At 53.0% G+C, this 17,161-nt stretch carries 16 protein-coding genes and 1 tRNA gene; 7 read left to right on the forward strand and 10 right to left on the reverse strand.

The features are described from left to right. Positions 1-70: 70 nt before the first annotated feature. Positions 71-1,951, reverse strand: a complete 1,881-nt coding sequence (gene asnB, locus RIN67_RS08185; protein WP_264999250.1) for an asparagine synthase (glutamine-hydrolyzing) — start codon at positions 1,949-1,951, stop codon at positions 71-73. Between the two features lie 146 nt (positions 1,952-2,097). Continuing rightward, positions 2,098-2,802, reverse strand: a complete 705-nt coding sequence (locus RIN67_RS08190) for a Crp/Fnr family transcriptional regulator (RefSeq protein WP_264999249.1) — start codon at positions 2,800-2,802, stop codon at positions 2,098-2,100. 209 nt (positions 2,803-3,011) lie between these two features. Between RIN67_RS08190 and RIN67_RS08195 the strand changes: the two genes are divergently transcribed. Next, positions 3,012-4,418: a C69 family dipeptidase gene (locus RIN67_RS08195; RefSeq protein WP_264999248.1), complete on the forward strand. Its 1,407-nt coding sequence runs from the start codon at positions 3,012-3,014 to the stop codon at positions 4,416-4,418. 74 nt (positions 4,419-4,492) lie between these two features. Next, positions 4,493-4,732, forward strand: a complete 240-nt coding sequence (locus RIN67_RS08200; RefSeq protein ID WP_024746016.1) for a hypothetical protein — start codon at positions 4,493-4,495, stop codon at positions 4,730-4,732. A gap of 92 nt (positions 4,733-4,824) precedes the next feature. On the opposite strand, the gene RIN67_RS08205 is transcribed toward RIN67_RS08200, so the two are convergent. From RIN67_RS08205 to RIN67_RS08215, 3 genes are all read right to left on the reverse strand, one after another. Then, positions 4,825-4,908: transfer RNA gene (locus RIN67_RS08205), tRNA-Leu, on the reverse strand. A 52-nt stretch (positions 4,909-4,960) separates the two neighbouring features. Continuing rightward, a complete protein-coding gene (locus tag RIN67_RS08210) occupies positions 4,961-5,254 on the reverse strand; it encodes a heavy metal-binding domain-containing protein (RefSeq protein ID WP_024746015.1) in 294 nt (97 codons plus the stop codon). Between the two features lie 42 nt (positions 5,255-5,296). Then, positions 5,297-5,764: a VanZ family protein gene (locus tag RIN67_RS08215; RefSeq protein ID WP_264999247.1), complete on the reverse strand. Its 468-nt coding sequence runs from the start codon at positions 5,762-5,764 to the stop codon at positions 5,297-5,299. A 535-nt stretch (positions 5,765-6,299) separates the two neighbouring features. Here RIN67_RS08215 and RIN67_RS08220 point away from each other — a divergent pair. Then, positions 6,300-6,773 carry a MarR family winged helix-turn-helix transcriptional regulator gene (locus RIN67_RS08220; protein WP_056944537.1) on the forward strand — a complete coding sequence of 158 codons (474 nt, stop codon included), beginning with the start codon at positions 6,300-6,302 and terminating at the stop codon, positions 6,771-6,773. A 661-nt stretch (positions 6,774-7,434) separates the two neighbouring features. Here the strand turns inward: RIN67_RS08220 and RIN67_RS08225 are convergent. After that, positions 7,435-8,112 (reverse strand): CPBP family intramembrane glutamic endopeptidase, encoded by a 678-nt coding sequence (locus RIN67_RS08225; protein WP_264999246.1) that lies wholly within the window; start codon positions 8,110-8,112, stop codon positions 7,435-7,437. Positions 8,113-8,365: 253 nt separating this feature from the next. After that, entirely contained in the window at positions 8,366-8,587 is a 222-nt protein-coding gene (locus RIN67_RS08230) for a hypothetical protein (protein WP_264999245.1), read from the reverse strand. A 140-nt stretch (positions 8,588-8,727) separates the two neighbouring features. On the opposite strand from RIN67_RS08230, the gene RIN67_RS08235 reads away from it, so the two are divergent. The 3 genes from RIN67_RS08235 (at position 8,728) to pgmB (ending at position 13,377) form a co-directional block, all read left to right on the forward strand. Continuing rightward, on the forward strand, positions 8,728-9,687 hold the full coding sequence (locus RIN67_RS08235; protein ID WP_056944534.1) for a 2-hydroxyacid dehydrogenase family protein: 960 nt from the start codon (positions 8,728-8,730) through the stop codon (positions 9,685-9,687). Between the two features lie 280 nt (positions 9,688-9,967). Then, the gene (locus RIN67_RS08240) at positions 9,968-12,682 is read left to right on the forward strand and encodes a glycoside hydrolase family 65 protein (RefSeq protein WP_264999244.1); all 2,715 of its coding nucleotides are present in this window, start codon (positions 9,968-9,970) and stop codon (positions 12,680-12,682) included. 23 nt (positions 12,683-12,705) lie between these two features. Continuing rightward, on the forward strand, positions 12,706-13,377 hold the full coding sequence (pgmB, locus tag RIN67_RS08245) for a beta-phosphoglucomutase (RefSeq protein ID WP_024746008.1): 672 nt from the start codon (positions 12,706-12,708) through the stop codon (positions 13,375-13,377). A 92-nt stretch (positions 13,378-13,469) separates the two neighbouring features. Here pgmB and RIN67_RS08250 read toward each other — a convergent pair whose 3' ends face one another. After that, positions 13,470-14,240: a Cof-type HAD-IIB family hydrolase gene (locus tag RIN67_RS08250; protein WP_264999243.1), complete on the reverse strand. Its 771-nt coding sequence runs from the start codon at positions 14,238-14,240 to the stop codon at positions 13,470-13,472. Positions 14,241-14,400: 160 nt separating this feature from the next. On the opposite strand from RIN67_RS08250, the gene RIN67_RS08255 reads away from it, so the two are divergent. Beyond that, positions 14,401-15,045 (forward strand): deoxynucleoside kinase, encoded by a 645-nt coding sequence (locus RIN67_RS08255; RefSeq protein WP_056944531.1) that lies wholly within the window; start codon positions 14,401-14,403, stop codon positions 15,043-15,045. 70 nt (positions 15,046-15,115) lie between these two features. Here the strand turns inward: RIN67_RS08255 and RIN67_RS08260 are convergent, their stop codons facing one another. Together RIN67_RS08260 and RIN67_RS08265 are read right to left on the reverse strand one after the other, a co-directional pair. Continuing rightward, positions 15,116-15,439, reverse strand: a complete 324-nt coding sequence (locus RIN67_RS08260) for a DUF960 domain-containing protein (RefSeq protein WP_024746005.1) — start codon at positions 15,437-15,439, stop codon at positions 15,116-15,118. A gap of 67 nt (positions 15,440-15,506) precedes the next feature. Next, positions 15,507-16,988, reverse strand: coding sequence for an MDR family MFS transporter (locus tag RIN67_RS08265; protein ID WP_024746004.1), 1,482 nt, complete (start codon positions 16,986-16,988; stop codon positions 15,507-15,509). Between the last annotated feature and the right edge of the window lie 173 nt (positions 16,989-17,161).

Below are 17,161 nucleotides of genomic sequence, written 5' to 3' on the forward strand. Positions count from 1 at the left end.
GTTGTTAGTGACCGAGTCACTAGCAACCTTGATGGGTAGCTAATGAGGCAAACACCTCACTGGCCGAGCTTTAGATTTGGGTCCGGTGAACTAAGTCAATAGTCTTCGCCGTGGTCTCTTCTGGGAAGTAAACTTCGTACCAGAGGATAAACGTGTAGATGGTGAAGATCTTTTGCATGCTGGACTTACCGTTGATGTGTTCGTGCAGAATCTCCATCAACGCATCCGTATTGAAGAACTTGTGGGCCACATCGGAGTTGAACGCTTCGATAATCCGTGACTTGTAAGGTTCTTCCTTGATCCAGGTCGCGATTGGGGATGGGAAGCCCATCTTTTCCTTCTTAGCGACCCGTTCTGGCAATTCGGCTTCGGCCGCAGTCCGCAGGGAGACCTTAGTCTCGTCCGCGTGAATCCGGGTCTTGACCGGCATGGTCGCGGCAAACTTCGCCACTTCCTTATCGACCAACGGGGTCCGGACTTCCAGCGAGTTGGCCATACTCATTCGGTCAGCCTTGTGCAGGATATCGTACGGCAACCAGGTGTTGATATCGAAGTATTGCATCTGGGTCATCTCATCCAAGCCCTTCACATCGTCGAAGAGGTGCTGGGTGTAAGCCCCCGCGTCTTGGTTCAACTTCGGGTTCTTCAGAATCTTGCTCCGGTCGTAGTAATCGAAGACGTAGTTAACTCGGTAATACCGTTCACTCAACGGTTCTGCTCCTCGAACTAAGAACCGCCGACCATGGAACCGTGGCAGGTGTTCGGCAATTCCTCCCAACATCTTCCGAATCGGTGATGGGACCCACTTCTGGTAACGTTCGAACGGAATGGCTTCCAGGTAGGTGTTGTACCCGCCGAAGAATTCATCGGCACCTTCACCAGATAAGGCCACCTTCACGCTCTTCCGCGTCCCCTTAGACAGGTAGTACAGCTGCATCGCGGACGGGTTGGATAAAGGTTCGTCCATGTAGTACATGATGGTTGGCAGAATATCGAAGTAGTCGTCCCCCGTCATGTAGAGCGGCGTATTCTTTTGCTTGATTTCCTTCGCGAATTCCGTCGACCAGCTCAGTTCGCTGTACTTGGAATTCTTAAACCCTAAGGAGAAGGATTGAATTGGCTTTAACTTCGCCGCTTCGTTCAACACGTAGGAGGAGTCAATCCCACTAGATAAGAAGCTCCCCACTTCCACGTCGGCAATCATGTGCGCGTCCACCGACTCGTCGACGATCTTGCGAATCTTCTTCGCGTCTTCTTCGACCGTTTGGCTGTTGTCGATATGGTCGTAGCTGAACTTGAAGTACCGGTGCGTCTCCGTCTTCCCGTTACGGTGCAGGAAGTATTGCCCCGGCAATAGCTTGTAGACGTGCTTAAACATGGTATCCCGTGATGGGATGAACTCAAAGCTCAAGTGAATCGGTAAGAGTTCTTCGTTGAATTCCTTTTTGAAGTTCGGGTGTTCCAAGAACGCTTTGATTTCTGACGCCCACAAGAAGGTATCGCCATCGTCGTAGTAGTACAACGGCTTGATCCCGAAGTGGTCCCGTGCCCCGAAGACTTCGTTCTTGACCTTGTCGTAGATGACAAAGGCATACATTCCCCGTAGCCGGTCCAACAGCTTAGGCCCCCAGGCATCGTACCCGTGAATCAGGACTTCGGAATCAACGTCCGTCTTGAACTCGTATCCCAGCTTTTGCAGGTCCGCCCGAATCTCTTGGTAGTTATAAATTTCACCATTAAAGGTCAAGACCTTGGTCTGGTCCCGGTTGTACATCGGTTGCTTCCCGTGAGCTAAGTCAATGATTGACAACCGCCGGAAACCCATCACGGCTTGATCGTCGCTAAAGTAGGCCTCGTCGTCGGGCCCCCGGTGTTTGATGCGGTCCGCCATATCGTTAATCGTCGTTGCGGGTACATCCTTTTGGTTCACATAACCAACGAATCCACACATGTGCGTATCCCCTTTGAATTTATTCTCTCTTTAAAAAGTCCTTCATTGTCTCAATAAAACACAAAACACAACACCCATCATTTTAGCAAATTTATTTTGGGAATACCATATTATTAACGATTCTTAACCGGATAGCTAACAATGGGTCATTGTGGGGCCATTTCACGTAGCGCCTTCAGGTCCAAAATGGTCAATTGACGCCGGCCAATCGTGGCTACGGCCCCCGCCGTCACCAGCTGCTTCAGCTTCCGACTTAACGACTCCGGCGTCATCCCCAGGTACGCGGCCAAGTCCTGCTTACTCATCGGCAGCGTCAAGGTCCCCACCTTCTGGTGACTAAGTTCTAGCAGATAGCCCGCTAAACGGGGTAACGCATCGGGAATCGCCAGTAACGTGGCCTGCCGCTGGGCGACCCGTAACCGAACGGCCAACGCCCCTAACAACGACAGCGCCAGTGGTGGAACCCGGTCCAGTAGTTCGGTCAACGACGTCCGCGAGATGGTACACAGCTCAGTCGTCTTAGTCGCCTCGGCGTAGTCCTGGTGAATTTCATCAGTAAATAAGGCAATCTCTCCAATGAAGTCGCCGGGATTCAAGACCCGCAAGACCCGTTCCTTACCGTCCTCACCTAAGTGGTATAGCCGCACCTGACCCACGTTCACGATGTACAGGGTCTGTGACACCTCTTCCGGCCGGTAGATGGTCTCCCCCTTCTGCGCGTGGATGGGACGGGTGACCTTGGCAATCGATGTTCGCTGTTCCTGATTCAATTCCTGAAAAATCGGCACCTGAGACACACACTCCAACTCACGAGTCAGCGTATGGTGGTGCGCTGTAATGACCTCTCCCATGAAGATTCCTTCTTTCTATGCAACCCATTGTACACCACGATTGTCGAAATTACCCCCGTGGGTATTCGTGCTTTGACCACACAACCGTTATTGCCGTATAGACCTATTCTATCAAATTCTCACGTAACACTGGTAAAAGACGCTTTGCGACCCTGCAGGAGTGGTGTATATTGAAGGTGATTATACATTCTAGTTAGGAGGAGATTTCTATGACTCACCAGACTCACCAAGCTTGCACGTCTTTTTTGGCCGGTAAACTCGCTACGTTAGACGGTAGCACGCTCATCGCACGGAACGAAGACAACGGAGTCGCTATTTGGCCGAAACGAGCCGTGATCCATCCCGCGGACGAACCCCGGGAAAATCCCTTTGTCTCTAAGGGCAATCAGTTCACCACGCCGCTGCCCGACCACGCGGTCCAGTACTCCGCCGTACCCGATAACGACCCCAGCGCCGGCGACTATGGTGAAAGTGGCATCAACGCCCATAACGTCGCCATGAGTGCGACCGAAAGCGCCTATACCAATAGCCGGGTCCTGGGGGTCGACCCCCTCTTAGACCACGGACTGGCCGAAGACGCCATGTTGACCGTGGTGCTCCCCTACGTAGATTCCGCACAGGCGGGCATCCAACGCCTAGGTCACTTGGTCAGCACCCTGGGGGCCGCCGAAACCAACGGCGTGCTGTTCAGCGATCCCGATGAGGTCTGGTACATGGAAGTCGTGAGTGGCCACCACTGGGTCGCCCAACGCATCCCCGACGACGCCTACGCCGTAGTTGCCAACCAACTGGCCATCGAAGACGTTGACTTCGATAGCCCCGATTTCCTGACCTCCCCGGGTATTCGCCAATTCGTCCAAGCCAACCGACTCAACCCAGACGGCGGGCGCTTTAACTCCCGGCACATCTTCGGCACCCACTCGATTCAAGACGCCCATTATAATACCCCCCGGGTCTGGTACGGCCATCAGTTGCTAACACCGAGCGCTTATGAGAACCCAACCAGTATGGAATTGCCCTTCATCCAACACGCGGAGCACAAGATCGGACTCGACGACGTGGCCGCTATTCTGGGGTCGCACTATCAAGAGACCCCTTATGATCCGTTAGGTGGCGGGACCTCAGCCGAAAAGACCCAATTCCGAGCCATTGGCCTCGCCCGGACCGAAAGCAGCCACATTCTGCAGCTCCGGCGCAACGTGGCACCGCAACGCGCGGGAATCATCTGGCAAGCCTTCGGTAACCCTGCTTTCAACCCCTACGTCCCCTTCTTTGCCACGGGGGACCAACTCAGTGACGCCTACAGCGAGGCCAACGGGGACTACAGTGCCACCAACCCTTACTGGCAGGCCAAGTTATTGGAAGTTTTGAGTGAAGACCACTTTCACGCTAACCGGGCTTTGATCGATAGCTTTATCAAGGCCACCCAGAGCCAAGCGATTCAACGGGTTACCGCCGGTGACGCTTTACCGGAACCTTCTGCTCACGCCCTAGGAGCCTTCAACGCGGAAACGGCGGCTCAATTCACGGCTACCACTCAACAGCAGATTGGAAAGCTGGTTCAGGCCAACGCCGAGCTCTCCGCCCTTTCGTTTAAGATGGATGCAAATTTGTAAGGTGATACCGTTTTCACCGACCCGCTTCTGCGGTATACTAAGGGTAGCAGCTAGCCCCGAAAGGAATGATTGTGATGGATGAAGTTGTTTTATTTAATCCTGGTGATTCAATTGGTAACTTTCACGACTATCATGAAGCCGTTCAAACGGCGCAGATCTACCAAGAACGGCACAGTCAAGATGGTCATGTGTTAGTCGTCAAGAGTGACAAAGGGGAGCCCTCCTTCGATATCTTCTTAGCGGAGCAACAGCTCGATAACGGGCAGTCTAAGTTCAAACCCGCTAAGCCTTACACGATTTCGAAAAAACTCTGACGATGCTCAATAGGCGTTGCGGTCATGACCGCAACGCCTATTTTTTGCCATAAAAAAACGCCCATCACTGGACGTTTACCGATGCTAACTGATGCCCCGAGCAGGATTCGAACCTGTACTTGGTCACCCAAACAGCGACCTGAACGCTGCGCGTCTGCCAGTTCCGCCATCGGGGCATTTCTTAACAACAAATAATATCTTACACTATCCCGTTAAAAAAGGGAACCCTTATTTCGAATTTTTTTGTTCCGGAAACTTAATCGCCGTTCCGTAACCGTGGACCACCAGAAACTTCGGTGCCACGTTCATCTGCACAACTTCCGTGTTGAACCGGACCTCGATCAAGCCATCAGCACCGGCAGTCTGCGCCTGCTGCATCAGTTGTTGCTTAACCTCGTCGAATAAGGCGTCAAACCGTTCAAACTCATCGGGCTTTTCCGAGCGTAACATGTCATGGGCCGTCGCCGTCAAGATTCCCTGAATCGCGTGTGAGCGGTTCAGCCCACCAGTCGTCATAAACATTGGTCAATTCCCCCATTTAACGTCCTTTTTCTCTATACTGAACTACCGCTTCGGGCTTGTCAATCGCCAGTGACTGTACCGGGCCACTAACGCACAGGCACAGGCGCCCAGGACTACCCCCGTCCAGTTCGTCAAGACGTCGTTGATGTCGACCCACCGGCCCAGCGCCACGAGCGCGTTGCCGATGGCCTGCCCTCCTTCTAAGGTCAGTCCCGTAAGTAACCCCACGCCGATCACTTGCGACCAGCGCAAGTGAGGCCAGTTCCACTTCAGTAAGACCCCTTGAGGGAAGGTCATCACCACGTTCAACCAAAAGGACGTATCAATACTGGCAGGCTCTAGGGGAATCAAGACCCAGACGCCACCGCCCCATTGACTGGTGGTAATCTTCCCGAGACTCTCACTCCCAAAGGAAAAGGCCACTGGGGTCCAGGTCAGCGCACTGAGGCCCCAGCACCCTAGCCACCACAGGACCCTTCGCCAGTTACGAGCTCGCCAATTTTTCACCACTAAGACTAGCCACCCGCAACTAACCAGCATAAATGGGACCCATCTTATCATTCTCTCACACCCTCTCAGTAGCCCCCAGTATACCGCAGGAGTCTGGTCGAAAAAAGATGTTGTCTCCCCAACGACGCCTCACCGCCCCAACGTTTTCGTCCAGCCCGTCACTAGTCAGCCCCATTATCAGGAGCATGAGCAATCTAGCGTTTGACCGGTTAGGGGATATTTGCGTTTAAGGTATGAACTACCGGAATGAGCAGTTTCTACTTCTTCTGCAGCCTCTCTAGGATCATCCTGTGGGAATTTTTCCTGTCATTCAGCCTCGACTTCACAGGCATCAATCGGTATCGCTCACAAAAATAAGTTAAATCATCAATAATTAGTCGACTTATCGTTCGCCCTAGTTTATAATCAGGATGATGTTACGGAATCTAAAAAATGTGAGTCTTCATTTTTCACAAGCCGTGATTACTTTTCCTTGCTAATGGCAATTAAATTGTATACAATACTATTGAAATCGAAATAAAAGGAGGCCTTGGACATGGCTAAAGTCCCACCAGTACTCTTGGATGAACAACTGTGTTTTTCCATCTACTCTGCCAGTAAAAAATTTAATCACTTCTATCAAAGTGCCTTGGCACCCTTTGGACTGACCTATCCTCAATACATCGCGCTACTAGCACTCTGGGAAGACGCCCCGCTGACGGTCCACCAATTAGGTGACCGCCTGGAACTCGATAGCGGTACGTTAACGCCCCTGCTGAAGCGACTTGAAAAACAGGGTTGGGTCACGCGGGTTCGAAGTCGTACCGACGAACGACAAGTCCTGATTCACCTGACGTCCATGGCAACGGCTAAGCGCGACGAAGTCTACCAACGCATCGGCCAATGCCAGACCATGTTGGGCATGTCCGACCACGAGATTCAAACCCTGATGACGGATCTCATCACGGTCAAGAACCAGCTCGACCACGTGAGTGACAATCAACTGATCGACAAACAAACGACACACTAAATGCTAGCCTGACCCATCGACGGATGAGTTTGGCTAGCATTTTTAATCCTGGTACACCTTCTAAGATTAGCTCTGTAAAGCCAAACAGTTGCAGTCGTCATCCGCCTTACTGGACGGCCAGACCAGGCTGGAACGCCGTGTAACCATAGTGTTCACCATTAGGCCACGGTTATCCAGGCATATTATTGACGACTATTATCAATGAAAAACCCCATCCTAAACAGGATAAGGTCACAGTGGTCGTTTGTGTGAATCAGACCGTCAAGCGTTTGTAATCATGGTACAAACCAACCAAGCATCTGATGATGGATACACTTGATTCGAGCCCCGGTCTGATTATTTGGTTTTAACAGTCCCCCATGTTGATATTTCCAATTTCGGACGTCAGGAAACACCGTTTTTGATACGCTCAATTTAGCCGTGAGGTTGGGTCTGAAGAGGCTCAGTGGTGTCGTTTGGGTTAGTCAGCGTTCTGAGCTGGCTTACCCAAACGACAATCTTGAAGACCGCTCTTTGGCTTCAAGTTGTGCCCACCACGCTCCAGCCTCTTCAGGCCCAACCGGTAAGGCGGATGAAGGCCACTACCCCTTGGCTAACCAAAACCCGGTAAGCATCAGTCACGACGGCCTTTTAGCGAATCCATCGATAAGCACCGGTACGCTTAGAGCGTTAAGACTAATAACCCCATCGCCAGCAGGTTATTGAAGCCGTGCAGGACGATGGTTGCCTGAATCTTACCCGTCCGTTGGTAGACGTAGGCGAACGTGCCCCCCATAACTGCGTACAGGAGCCCGCTGACCCACGTGGTACTCAAGTGGACCAGTGAAAAGGCAATCGCGCTGCCCAGGATTGGCAACCAACGCCCCATGCCACTCAGGCACCCATCCATCAAAATGCCCCGGAAGGTGAACTCTTCTAGAAACGGTGACGCACAGATCGCCGTGGTGGCCATCAGGACCATGACCCAGGGGCTCTGCCCCATCAAGGTTGCGATGGCGCGGTTATTCGCCGTGGTGGTCTGGTGCGCTAAGGCCATGTTTAAGTAGTTCAAGCCTTCTTCGGCCACCAGCATCGCCAAGTAAGCCCCGACCATTAGCTTCCAATCCTGGCGGGTCAACCGCCGGTAATGGTAGGTCCGCCAGAGCTTGCGGTACCGCCAAGCGGCTAACCCAACGGCGATGCCGAAGCCCCCCAGGTAGATGACCGCCCAGACCAACCGATGACCTGTGGTGCCGTGACTGAGTTGTACCAAGGGCAATTGCACTAAGTTCGCTAAGATAACCAACAAAATCACCCATAACCAGTTCCGCGCATTGGCGGGACGCTTTTCGTTTTGCATACAAACAACGACCCCTTCTAAAAAATTTAGCAAAAAAACTTTTCTTAATTATAGATTTTTTTATACTATTGCGGTACCATGAGGTTGCGGGTAAGTTTGAACCAACTTTCAACTTAGCCGTGAGGATTCTGTCCTCATTCAACAGACAGATTTCATTTTACTCCCCCAAAGTAGATGAAATTTCTACAACATAATCCCCCAATTATGTTGTAACCTTACTCTTTGGCCATTGCGATTTATCGCGATGGCTTTTTTAATGCCCTGAATCATCATCTGACTCATCGAACGACGGGCGGGGCCAAAGCACCCAGTACAGAGCAAAGCTCAAGAGGGTCCCGACCACGAGCCCCCCGAAGGCCACGAGCCACTTGGCCCAACCAACTAAGGCCCAGGCTAAGATGGCCCAGACGGTTCCCCCCACCACCACGGCGGGCAAACTGACGATCAACAGGCCAGCGAGAATCTTCACGTACACCCAGCTCCCTTCTTGTAGGACTTTGTCTCAAATCTTACCATACCTGACGGAGAAATCCGGGTGAAAAGGTGAAATCTTTTCTGAAAACGATTACAATAAAGGTGGTTGGTATTATCAAATCTTTTGAAGGAGTGACATCTATGGCAAGTGTTTTCGTAACGGCTGCAATTCCAGAATCAGCCCTGAATATCCTGCAAAAGGCCGGATTAGACGTCGACAGTTATACCGGCGACGCGTTAATCACCAAGGACGAATTACTTAAGCGTATCGTGGGCAAAGATTACTTAATTACCCCCCTTTCCACCCAGGTCGATCAAGACGTGATCGACGCCGACCCGCAGCTAAAGCTCATCGCCAACTATGGCGCCGGCTTCAACAACATTGACGTGGCTTACGCCCGGCAAAAGAACATCCCCGTCACCAATACGCCCAAGGTCTCCACGACCTCAACGGCGGAAGTCACCACGGGCCTGATCATTACCCTGGCGCACCGGATGGTCGAAGGCGACAAGTTGATGCGTACCAAAGGCTTTGCCGGCTGGGCACCCCTGTTCTTCTTGGGCCACGAACTCGCTGGCAAGACCCTAGGAATCCTGGGGATGGGTCAGATTGGACAGGCCGTTGCCAAGCGGATGGCGGCCTTCGACATGCACATCATCTACACCCAGCGGAAGCCATTGGATGCCGCCACAGAGGGTCAACTCAACGCAACTTACGTGACGCTGGATGAATTATTGGCGCAAAGCGATGTCCTGACGATCCACGCACCGTTGACCGATGAGACTCACCACCTGTTAGGCGCCCCTGAATTCAAGAAGATGAAGGACTCCGCCTACCTGATCAACGCCGCTCGGGGACCAGTCATCGACGAGGCCGCCCTCTTAGACGCACTGCACGCCCACCAATTAGCCGGCGCAGCCTTAGACGTTTACGAAGCCGAACCGCACGTGGACGATGGCTTCAAAGCTCTGGACAACGTCATCTTAACGCCGCACGTGGGGAACGCCACGGTCGAGGCCAGAGACGCAATGGCGGAGATCGTCGCTAAGAACGCCGTCAGAGTCGCTCAAGGCGAAGAACCGTTGCACGTGGTCAACTAACCACCTGCGTTAAACTCACCAATGTATCCGCAAACAGCTTTTCGACTGGCCAGCAGGCCCTCGAAAAGCTGTTTTTTTGTTGCCCTCAGTTGGCGCGTAACCGGTCAGCACGCCCCTCGTCGGGCCTCGAAAATTGCAACCGATTGCAATTGCGAGATATAAGCATTGACAGCGCTCTTATTTTTGTTAGAATTAAGGGGAATTAATTGTTATTTGGGCGATAGGCGCTTAAGCTGAATGGTGAGGACTCATCAATAATCTAGCGAAAGGAAGCCATTTTTTGAAAATCATCACCCTGCATGTGTTAGACGACTCGTTAAAGGTCAGTTACGCACCCGACGCCCAGACCCCTCCACAACGGCAGTTCATCATTGCCTATAATGCGGACCAGACCATCGGCGAAAACCTGGAAAATCTCCGGGTCAAGTTGGTCGGGTTAGACGTCGACGCCGCAATCGTCGATGACGCGCTGAGTTACCCGTTCTCCGACACCGTGGTCGGCATCAACCACCAGCGAATCGATATCGGGTTAGCCATCACTAACATGCTGAACATCCCCGTCGTCAGTCAACAGACGGTCGCTCAGCACGGTCTGGCCCAAGCCTTGGCCGATAAACGCGACTATCTGGCTTGGCACCTCGATTACTATGGTCAATATCAAGGCAAGCGGAATTACGGCCAAGAAGCCATGCTGACGGTTGGCAACGGTTTCTTCGGCCTACGGGGAGCTTACCCGGAAGCGCACGCCAACGCGGACAACTACCCGGGAATGTATACCGCTGGGCTCTATGACCAACTGACCACCAACCTTAACGGACGAGCGGTCACCAACGAAGACCTGGTCAACCTGCCGAACGCTCAGGCGTTGACCTTCGGGGTCGATCATCAGAACCCGTTTCAGATCAAGGCCAGCGACATTCAAGACATCTACCGTAGCTTGAACCTGCACGACGGGGTCCTGACCACGACCATGCTGGTCCAGTTACCGACCGGACACATGCTACGGCTGACCAGCACCAAGCTGGCCAACTTCAAAGACTGGCACCGCTTCGCCATTCGCTACCAGATTACCCCGCTAAACTTTGCGGGCAGTCTCCAAGTCTATTCGATGATCGATGGTAACGTCCGTAACGCTAACGTCGACCGCTATCAGGCTTTCGACCAGCGTCACCTGCGAATCACCGGAATGAGCCAACAGACTGATAGCGTCTTCCTAGAAGCCCAGACCCGGACTTCTCAGGTCAAGTTGGTCTTAGGTTCCCACTTAACGGGTCCTGGCAAAGCCCTGACCGCGCCGAATGATCAATCGCCCCAAGCCCAAAAGCAGGCGCGCCAGATGCGGTCCGTTCAAGTCGTACCCCAACAGACCTATACCTTTGAGAAGAACGTGGTCCTCTTCACGGACCGTGAGACCACCACGCCTTTACTGGCGACTGCGACCCAAGAACTCGCCCATGCCAGCTTCGCCGACACGCTCACCAGCAGTCAAGCTTACTGGCAACGTCGTTGGGCTGACGCGGACATTCAGATCACGGGCGATGTGACCGCGCAGAAGCTGACGCGGGTCAACCTCTACCACCTCTTCACCGCAACGCAAGCCATCGCGTCCGGTAAAATTGATGCCTCCGTGAACGCCCGGGGACTCGACGGAGAAGCCTACCGGGGGCACGTCTTCTGGGACGAGATGTTCGATTTACCAGTCTACGCCCTCCACGATCCGCAGTTGGCCCGACAACTCCTGATGTACCGTTACCGGCGGCTACCAGCTGCTAAAGCCAACGCTAAGGCCGCGGGGGTTGCCGGGGCCATGTACCCTTGGCAATCGGGACAAGTTGGTGACGAGCAGTCCCAAGTCACCCACCTGAATCCCTTGACCAACACCTGGGATTCCGACTATTCATCCCTTCAACGGCACGTCTCTCTGGCCATCGCCTATAACGTGATCATGTACGTGCGGCTGACTGGCGACCAGGACTTCATGGACCACTACGGTTTGGAAATGCTAGAAGAGATCGCCCAATTCTGGTTGAGTAAGGCCCACCGCGACCAGTCTGGCCGGTACACGATCGACCACGTCATGGGCCCGGATGAATTTCACGAAAACTACCCTAACGCCGATACTCAGGGCCTGACCAACAACGCCTACACCAACCTGATGGTGGCCTGGCTGTTCGACCAATTGGACCAGATCCTAGACGCGACTAAGCCAGCTACCCAACGTGAAGTGGCGTCTAAGACCCACTTCACAGCGGCGACCCGCACCCAGCTAACGGACGTCCAACACCATCTGAAGCTGGATATCAACGACGATGGGATTATCGGCCAGTTCGAGGGGTACTTCAAGCTCCCCGCCCTGGACTTCGAGAAATACCACAAGAAGTACGGCGATATCTCCCGAATGGACCGTATCTTAAAGTCCGAAGGCAAGACTCCTGACGCTTACCAAGTGGCCAAGCAAGCCGACACCCTGATGCCCTTCTACAATCTCGATAAGGCGCAAGTCTTGCAGTTGCTAGATCAACTCGGTTACCACCTTTCCGCAGACCAGCTGGCTAAGAACCTGCAGTTCTACCTCGACCGCACGACGCACGGGTCAACCTTATCGCGTATCGTGTACGCGGCGTTAACGGCCATGGCGGGTCACCTGGACCAGTCTTGGCGACTCTACTCGCAGGCCTTGTTCTCAGACTATTACGACATCCAAGGCGGGACTACCGCCGAAGGTATCCACTTAGGGGTGATGGGCGCGGTCACCCTGATGGCGACCCGGACCTACGCCGGGGTCGATAGTCTGGCCCCTCAGATCACCGTTGACCCCCACCTGCCTCAAGCCTGGCAGGCCCTACACTTCGGGCAAACGATTCGGGGGATTCGCTACACCTTTACGATTGATCACCACCAGATTCAAGTTACGGCAGACCATGCCGCGACCCTGCAAATTCTGCACAAACCGGTTGCGCTGAAAGCTCATCAACCCGTTAAAATCAACTACTAAATAACCACTAGGAGTGTTCTAAGATGACAAAATTTTCTGAGATTAAAGGATTCGTTTTCGACCTGGACGGGGTCATCACCGATACCTCCGTCCTGCACGGGACGGCTTGGCACCAGTTGGCTGATTCCCTAGGGGTCACCTGGACTAAGGAACTCGGCGACGGCTTGAAAGGGATCAGCCGGATGGATTCCCTGGAAATGATCTTAAAGGCCGGGGGCTTAGAGAATCAATACACCCAAGACCAAAAGGTGGCCTTGGCAACGCAGAAGAACACCAATTACGTGGCCGAAGTCGACAAGATGACGCCCGCGAACATCCTTCCTGGGATGCAGGCCTTCTTGGACGACCTGCGGGCTCACGGCTACCTGTTATCCCTGGCTTCCGCTTCCAAGAACGCGCCACGGGTCTTGAACAAGTTGCAGTTGACCGACTACTTCCCTAAGATCGTGGATCCAGCCAGCCTAAAGCACGGGAAGCCAGACCCTGAGATCTACACCAAAGGCGCGGCCTTACTGAACTTAGATCCCGCCCAATGCATCGGCCTAGAAGATGCTGCTGCGGGCGTCCAAGCCATTAACGGCGCTGGGGAAACGTCCCTGGGAATTGGTGACGCGACCGAATTAGGCGCTGCCGACATGGTCTTCGCCGATACCACGGCGGTCACTTTGGAGAACATCCAAGCCCACATGGCTTAGCGCCTGGCTGTCAATTAACGGCCAATTAAACCTCAGATTAAGCAAAAAACCTCGCCGAAGTGGGCGAGGTTTTTTATATCGTTTGCGTCATCCTAAGCAATTAAGTTAAAGTGGCGTAACCCTTGCACGATGCCATCCGTAGTATTGGTGGTCGTGACGTAGGCGGCCTGCGCCTTCACTTCCGGGAGGCCGTTCCCCATCGCAACTGGCACATCCACTTGATCGAACATCTGGAGATCGTTTAAGCCATCCCCAAAGGCGTAGGTCTTGGCATGGGTCAACCCGGCCTCTTGTAAGAAGGTCTGAATCCCCGTCTGCTTGCTGACGCCCGTGACCATGGTATCTAGGGCCCGTGGGTTATTCCGGACAAAGTTCAGCTTTCCGGCAAACTCCTGGTTGTACAAGTCGCCCTTGTCCCGGTTGAACACGTTCAAGAAGTTAATGGCGTGGTGCTGGTACCACGTTGGGTCCACCACCGCGTTCAACCGCAACAGCTTAAAGTTGTCTTGGGTATCCTGGTTGGCTTGGCTTAGCCGAAAGCCCTGGGCGTTAAAGTACCCCACCGGGTCACCCTGCTGTTGGGCGAAGGCCGTTAAGTCGGCCAAGACGGTTGACGGAATGACCGCTGCGGAGAGCTTACGGCCCTGATACTGCACGTAACTGCCGTTAGCGCTGACCACGTTATCGATGCCGGTCGCATCCAAAACATCCTGAATCTCAAAGATATTCCGGCCGGTGGCGATCACCGGGAGGACGCCGTGCGTGCGCATCTCTTGAATGGCCGCAATACTGGCGGGCAACACATGCTTCTGGTCATCGAATAACGTGCCGTCTAAATCAAAAAAAACAACTGATTTTTCCATACACTCAATACTCCTCTTAATCCAGTCTTATCAACACTTCTATTATACAACACTAGCCAAAGTTCACCGTTTGCCCCAAAGTTTTCCGTGAATGAAGATGTAGTGGTCCCGGATTTTATGGTACACTATTGGTTGTATTTTTAATAAAAGAGGGGCTATCATGGTGATTATTACAGCAGGAATGATTGGGGTCGGTAAGACGACCCTTACAGGCAAGATTGCGGCACACTTGAATACACAGGCATTTTTTGAACCAGTCGGTGATAACCCGGTGTTACCACTCTACTACCGGAACCCAAAGCAATATGGCTTCTTGCTGCAGATTTACTTTCTCAACAAGCGGTTTAGTATGATCAAGAAGGCGTTGGCGGACGACAATAACGTCTTGGACCGTTCAATCTACGAAGATGCGCTCTTCACGCGCGAGAACAACGCCGAAGGGAACATCACGGATACAGAATTGGGCGTCTACTTAAACCTCTTGGATAACATGATGAATGAACTCCAAGAACTCCCTAAGAAGGCCCCTGACCTGTTAGTCTACGCTGACGCAGACTTCGATACGATCCTTCACCGGATTAAGAAGCGTGGCCGGGACTACGAACAATTCGAAAACAATCCTGAATTGGAAGCCTACTACAAGAAGATGTGGACGGCCTACAAGGGCTGGTACGACGACTACGATGTCAGTCCTAAGATCAAGATCGACTTACAGAAGTACGACTTAGACCAACCGGGCAACATCGACATCGTCTTAGGCCAGATTGATGACGCCTTAAAGGCCATCCGGACGCCTGTTCAATAACGAATAAAATAGCCGTCAAAAAGCGACACACTAGGTCAGTTGACCCCGTGTGTCGCTTTTGAATTGCCCGTTAATGGCCGGCCGTCTCAGACGGGAGAATAATAATCTGACTATCGCCGTCGTCGTAGGCGAGGACCGTCTTAGGTAAATTACCGGAGTATGCAAAGTTCGTGTCAAAGGCAGCGCCCAGACTCGCATCCTCATTATCGGTCTGGACGTACTCGAACGTCGTCTGGCCTTGATTGTTGTGGAGCCTAAACGTTAATAAGTTCTCCAAGGGAAAGACCCCCTGCAGATCATCGTCAATGATCTCCCAAACGGCATCGATCATGTCGCCCGGCAGAACCGCCACAGTGCCATAACTTGCATATCGCGCATGATGACTTTCAAACATTTTCTCGCCTCCACTCGCGTCTAATTACTTCTTAATTATACCGTAAATGTACCGCGAACGGGAGCAATTACCCCTGATGGCCCGTGACCGACCGGGTACTCCGCCGGTCCAAGAAGTTGACCAAGTAAGACACCACAATCAGTAAGGCACCCGCAATAAAGATGGCGTGGAGTCCCTGGTACAAGATACCGTGCAACGTGGGTAACAGCTGAGCCGATAACTGCTTAGCCGTCTGAGGATTGATCAGCTGGTTCATCATGGCCATCGACGTTCCCGGATGACCGGCAACGCCCCGGGTCATCGCCACGTTCATGATGATTCCCAACAAGGAGACCATAATGGTCTGACCTAGGGTTCGCGATAAGGTGTTAAATGAGGTGGCGACCCCCACTTCATCCACTGGGACGGCACTCTGAACCGTGACCGTGGTGGTGGTAATGGTGATCCCAAAACCGGTCCCACAGACGGCCGCAATCACGAAGAAACTCCAGAAAGGTGCCGAGGCTGGTAAGAGGGCCATGGTGACGGCCCCCACCAAGATGATGGTCAGACTCAGGTTAATGATCTGGTACGGCGAACGTTTTAACATCAACTTCCCCGCGATAAACGATCCCACGATCCACATCAACGAACTGGGCGTGATGGCAAACCCGGCTTGGGACGCCAGCAACCCTAGCAACCCCTGCGTCCAGGTCGGCAGGTAAACTTCAAAGCCCATGATGAACCCGCTGACCAACGCGGCAATGAGGTTCTGCACCACAAAGGTCCGGTCTTTAAACAGGGTCAACGGAATCAGGGGATCCTGGGACCGTTTTTCCTGACGAATAAACGCCCAAAAGGCCGCAACCGTGACCACTAAACCCACTAGAACCCAGCCAAAGCCCAGTTGGCCATCCCCTAAGAGTTGGAACGTCAGCATTAACGCCAGTAAACCAATCGACAACCAGAAGCTGCCCCACCAATCCATGGTAAAGTGCTTCCGTTCGGTCACTTCGTTCAAGAAGAACCAGATCAGCAGCATGGTGATAATCCCGATGGGGATGTTGATAAAGAAGATCCAATGCCAACTCAGCTGGTCCACAATGAAGCCCCCCAGTAACGGGGCGACCACGGCCGCAATCCCCCAGGCAGACCCGTTCAATCCCATGACCCGAGCGCGTTGCTCAACGGGGTAGATGTCCGCTAAGATGGTGAAGGACACCGGCATAATGGCACCGGCACCAATCCCTTGCAGGGCGCGCCAAGCAATCAGGGTCTCCATACTGTGCGATAGACCGGATAGCGTGGACCCCACCACGAAGATCAAGAGGCCCACCAAAAAGACGGACTTGCGCCCGACCGTATCCGCTAACTTACCGTAGATGGGGGTCGCCAGGGCGTTGGTCAATAAGAAAATCGAAAAGACCCAGTTCATCAACGCGACCCCGTGTAGGTCACCCACGATGGTGGGCATGGCCGTCGAGACGATGGTCCCTTCAATGGCCGACATGAACGTGGCGACGAAGACGGCCCCCGTCACGACCTTCACGTTAGTTTGTTGCTTACTCATGCTTTAAAATACTCCTACCGTCGGCCCAACCACTCAACGTTTTTAAACAGCCCACTGCTGTTCCCCAAAAATTTTACTGTATTAGCGCTATTATCCAAGATTTCAGTCTAAATCTCAAGTCACCCGAACCTAAAAAATCCCACCAGTCGCGTAACCCAGACTGGCGGGACTTT

The sequence above is a fragment of the Levilactobacillus namurensis genome, from assembly GCF_032197885.1.
Classification (GTDB): domain Bacteria; phylum Bacillota; class Bacilli; order Lactobacillales; family Lactobacillaceae; genus Levilactobacillus; species Levilactobacillus namurensis_A.

Bases quoted from the DNA above. Each gene is read 5' to 3' on its own strand.
- RIN67_RS08210 (WP_024746015.1), bottom strand. From the start codon at position 5,254: ATGTTTATGACGACTGGTGGGCTGAACCGCTCACACGCGATTCAGGGA.
- RIN67_RS08235 (WP_056944534.1), top strand. From the start codon at position 8,728: ATGGCAAGTGTTTTCGTAACGGCTGCAATTCCAGAATCAGCCCTGAAT.
- RIN67_RS08255 (WP_056944531.1), top strand. From the start codon at position 14,401: ATGGTGATTATTACAGCAGGAATGATTGGGGTCGGTAAGACGACCCTT.
- RIN67_RS08250 (WP_264999243.1), bottom strand. From the start codon at position 14,240: ATGGAAAAATCAGTTGTTTTTTTTGATTTAGACGGCACGTTATTCGAT.
- RIN67_RS08195 (WP_264999248.1), top strand. From the start codon at position 3,012: ATGACTCACCAGACTCACCAAGCTTGCACGTCTTTTTTGGCCGGTAAA.
- RIN67_RS08190 (WP_264999249.1), bottom strand. From the start codon at position 2,802: ATGGGAGAGGTCATTACAGCGCACCACCATACGCTGACTCGTGAGTTG.
- asnB (WP_264999250.1), bottom strand. From the start codon at position 1,951: ATGTGTGGATTCGTTGGTTATGTGAACCAAAAGGATGTACCCGCAACG.
- pgmB (WP_024746008.1), top strand. From the start codon at position 12,706: ATGACAAAATTTTCTGAGATTAAAGGATTCGTTTTCGACCTGGACGGG.
- RIN67_RS08265 (WP_024746004.1), bottom strand. From the start codon at position 16,988: ATGAGTAAGCAACAAACTAACGTGAAGGTCGTGACGGGGGCCGTCTTC.
- RIN67_RS08200 (WP_024746016.1), top strand. From the start codon at position 4,493: ATGGATGAAGTTGTTTTATTTAATCCTGGTGATTCAATTGGTAACTTT.
- RIN67_RS08225 (WP_264999246.1), bottom strand. From the start codon at position 8,112: ATGCAAAACGAAAAGCGTCCCGCCAATGCGCGGAACTGGTTATGGGTG.
- RIN67_RS08260 (WP_024746005.1), bottom strand. From the start codon at position 15,439: ATGTTTGAAAGTCATCATGCGCGATATGCAAGTTATGGCACTGTGGCG.
- RIN67_RS08220 (WP_056944537.1), top strand. From the start codon at position 6,300: ATGGCTAAAGTCCCACCAGTACTCTTGGATGAACAACTGTGTTTTTCC.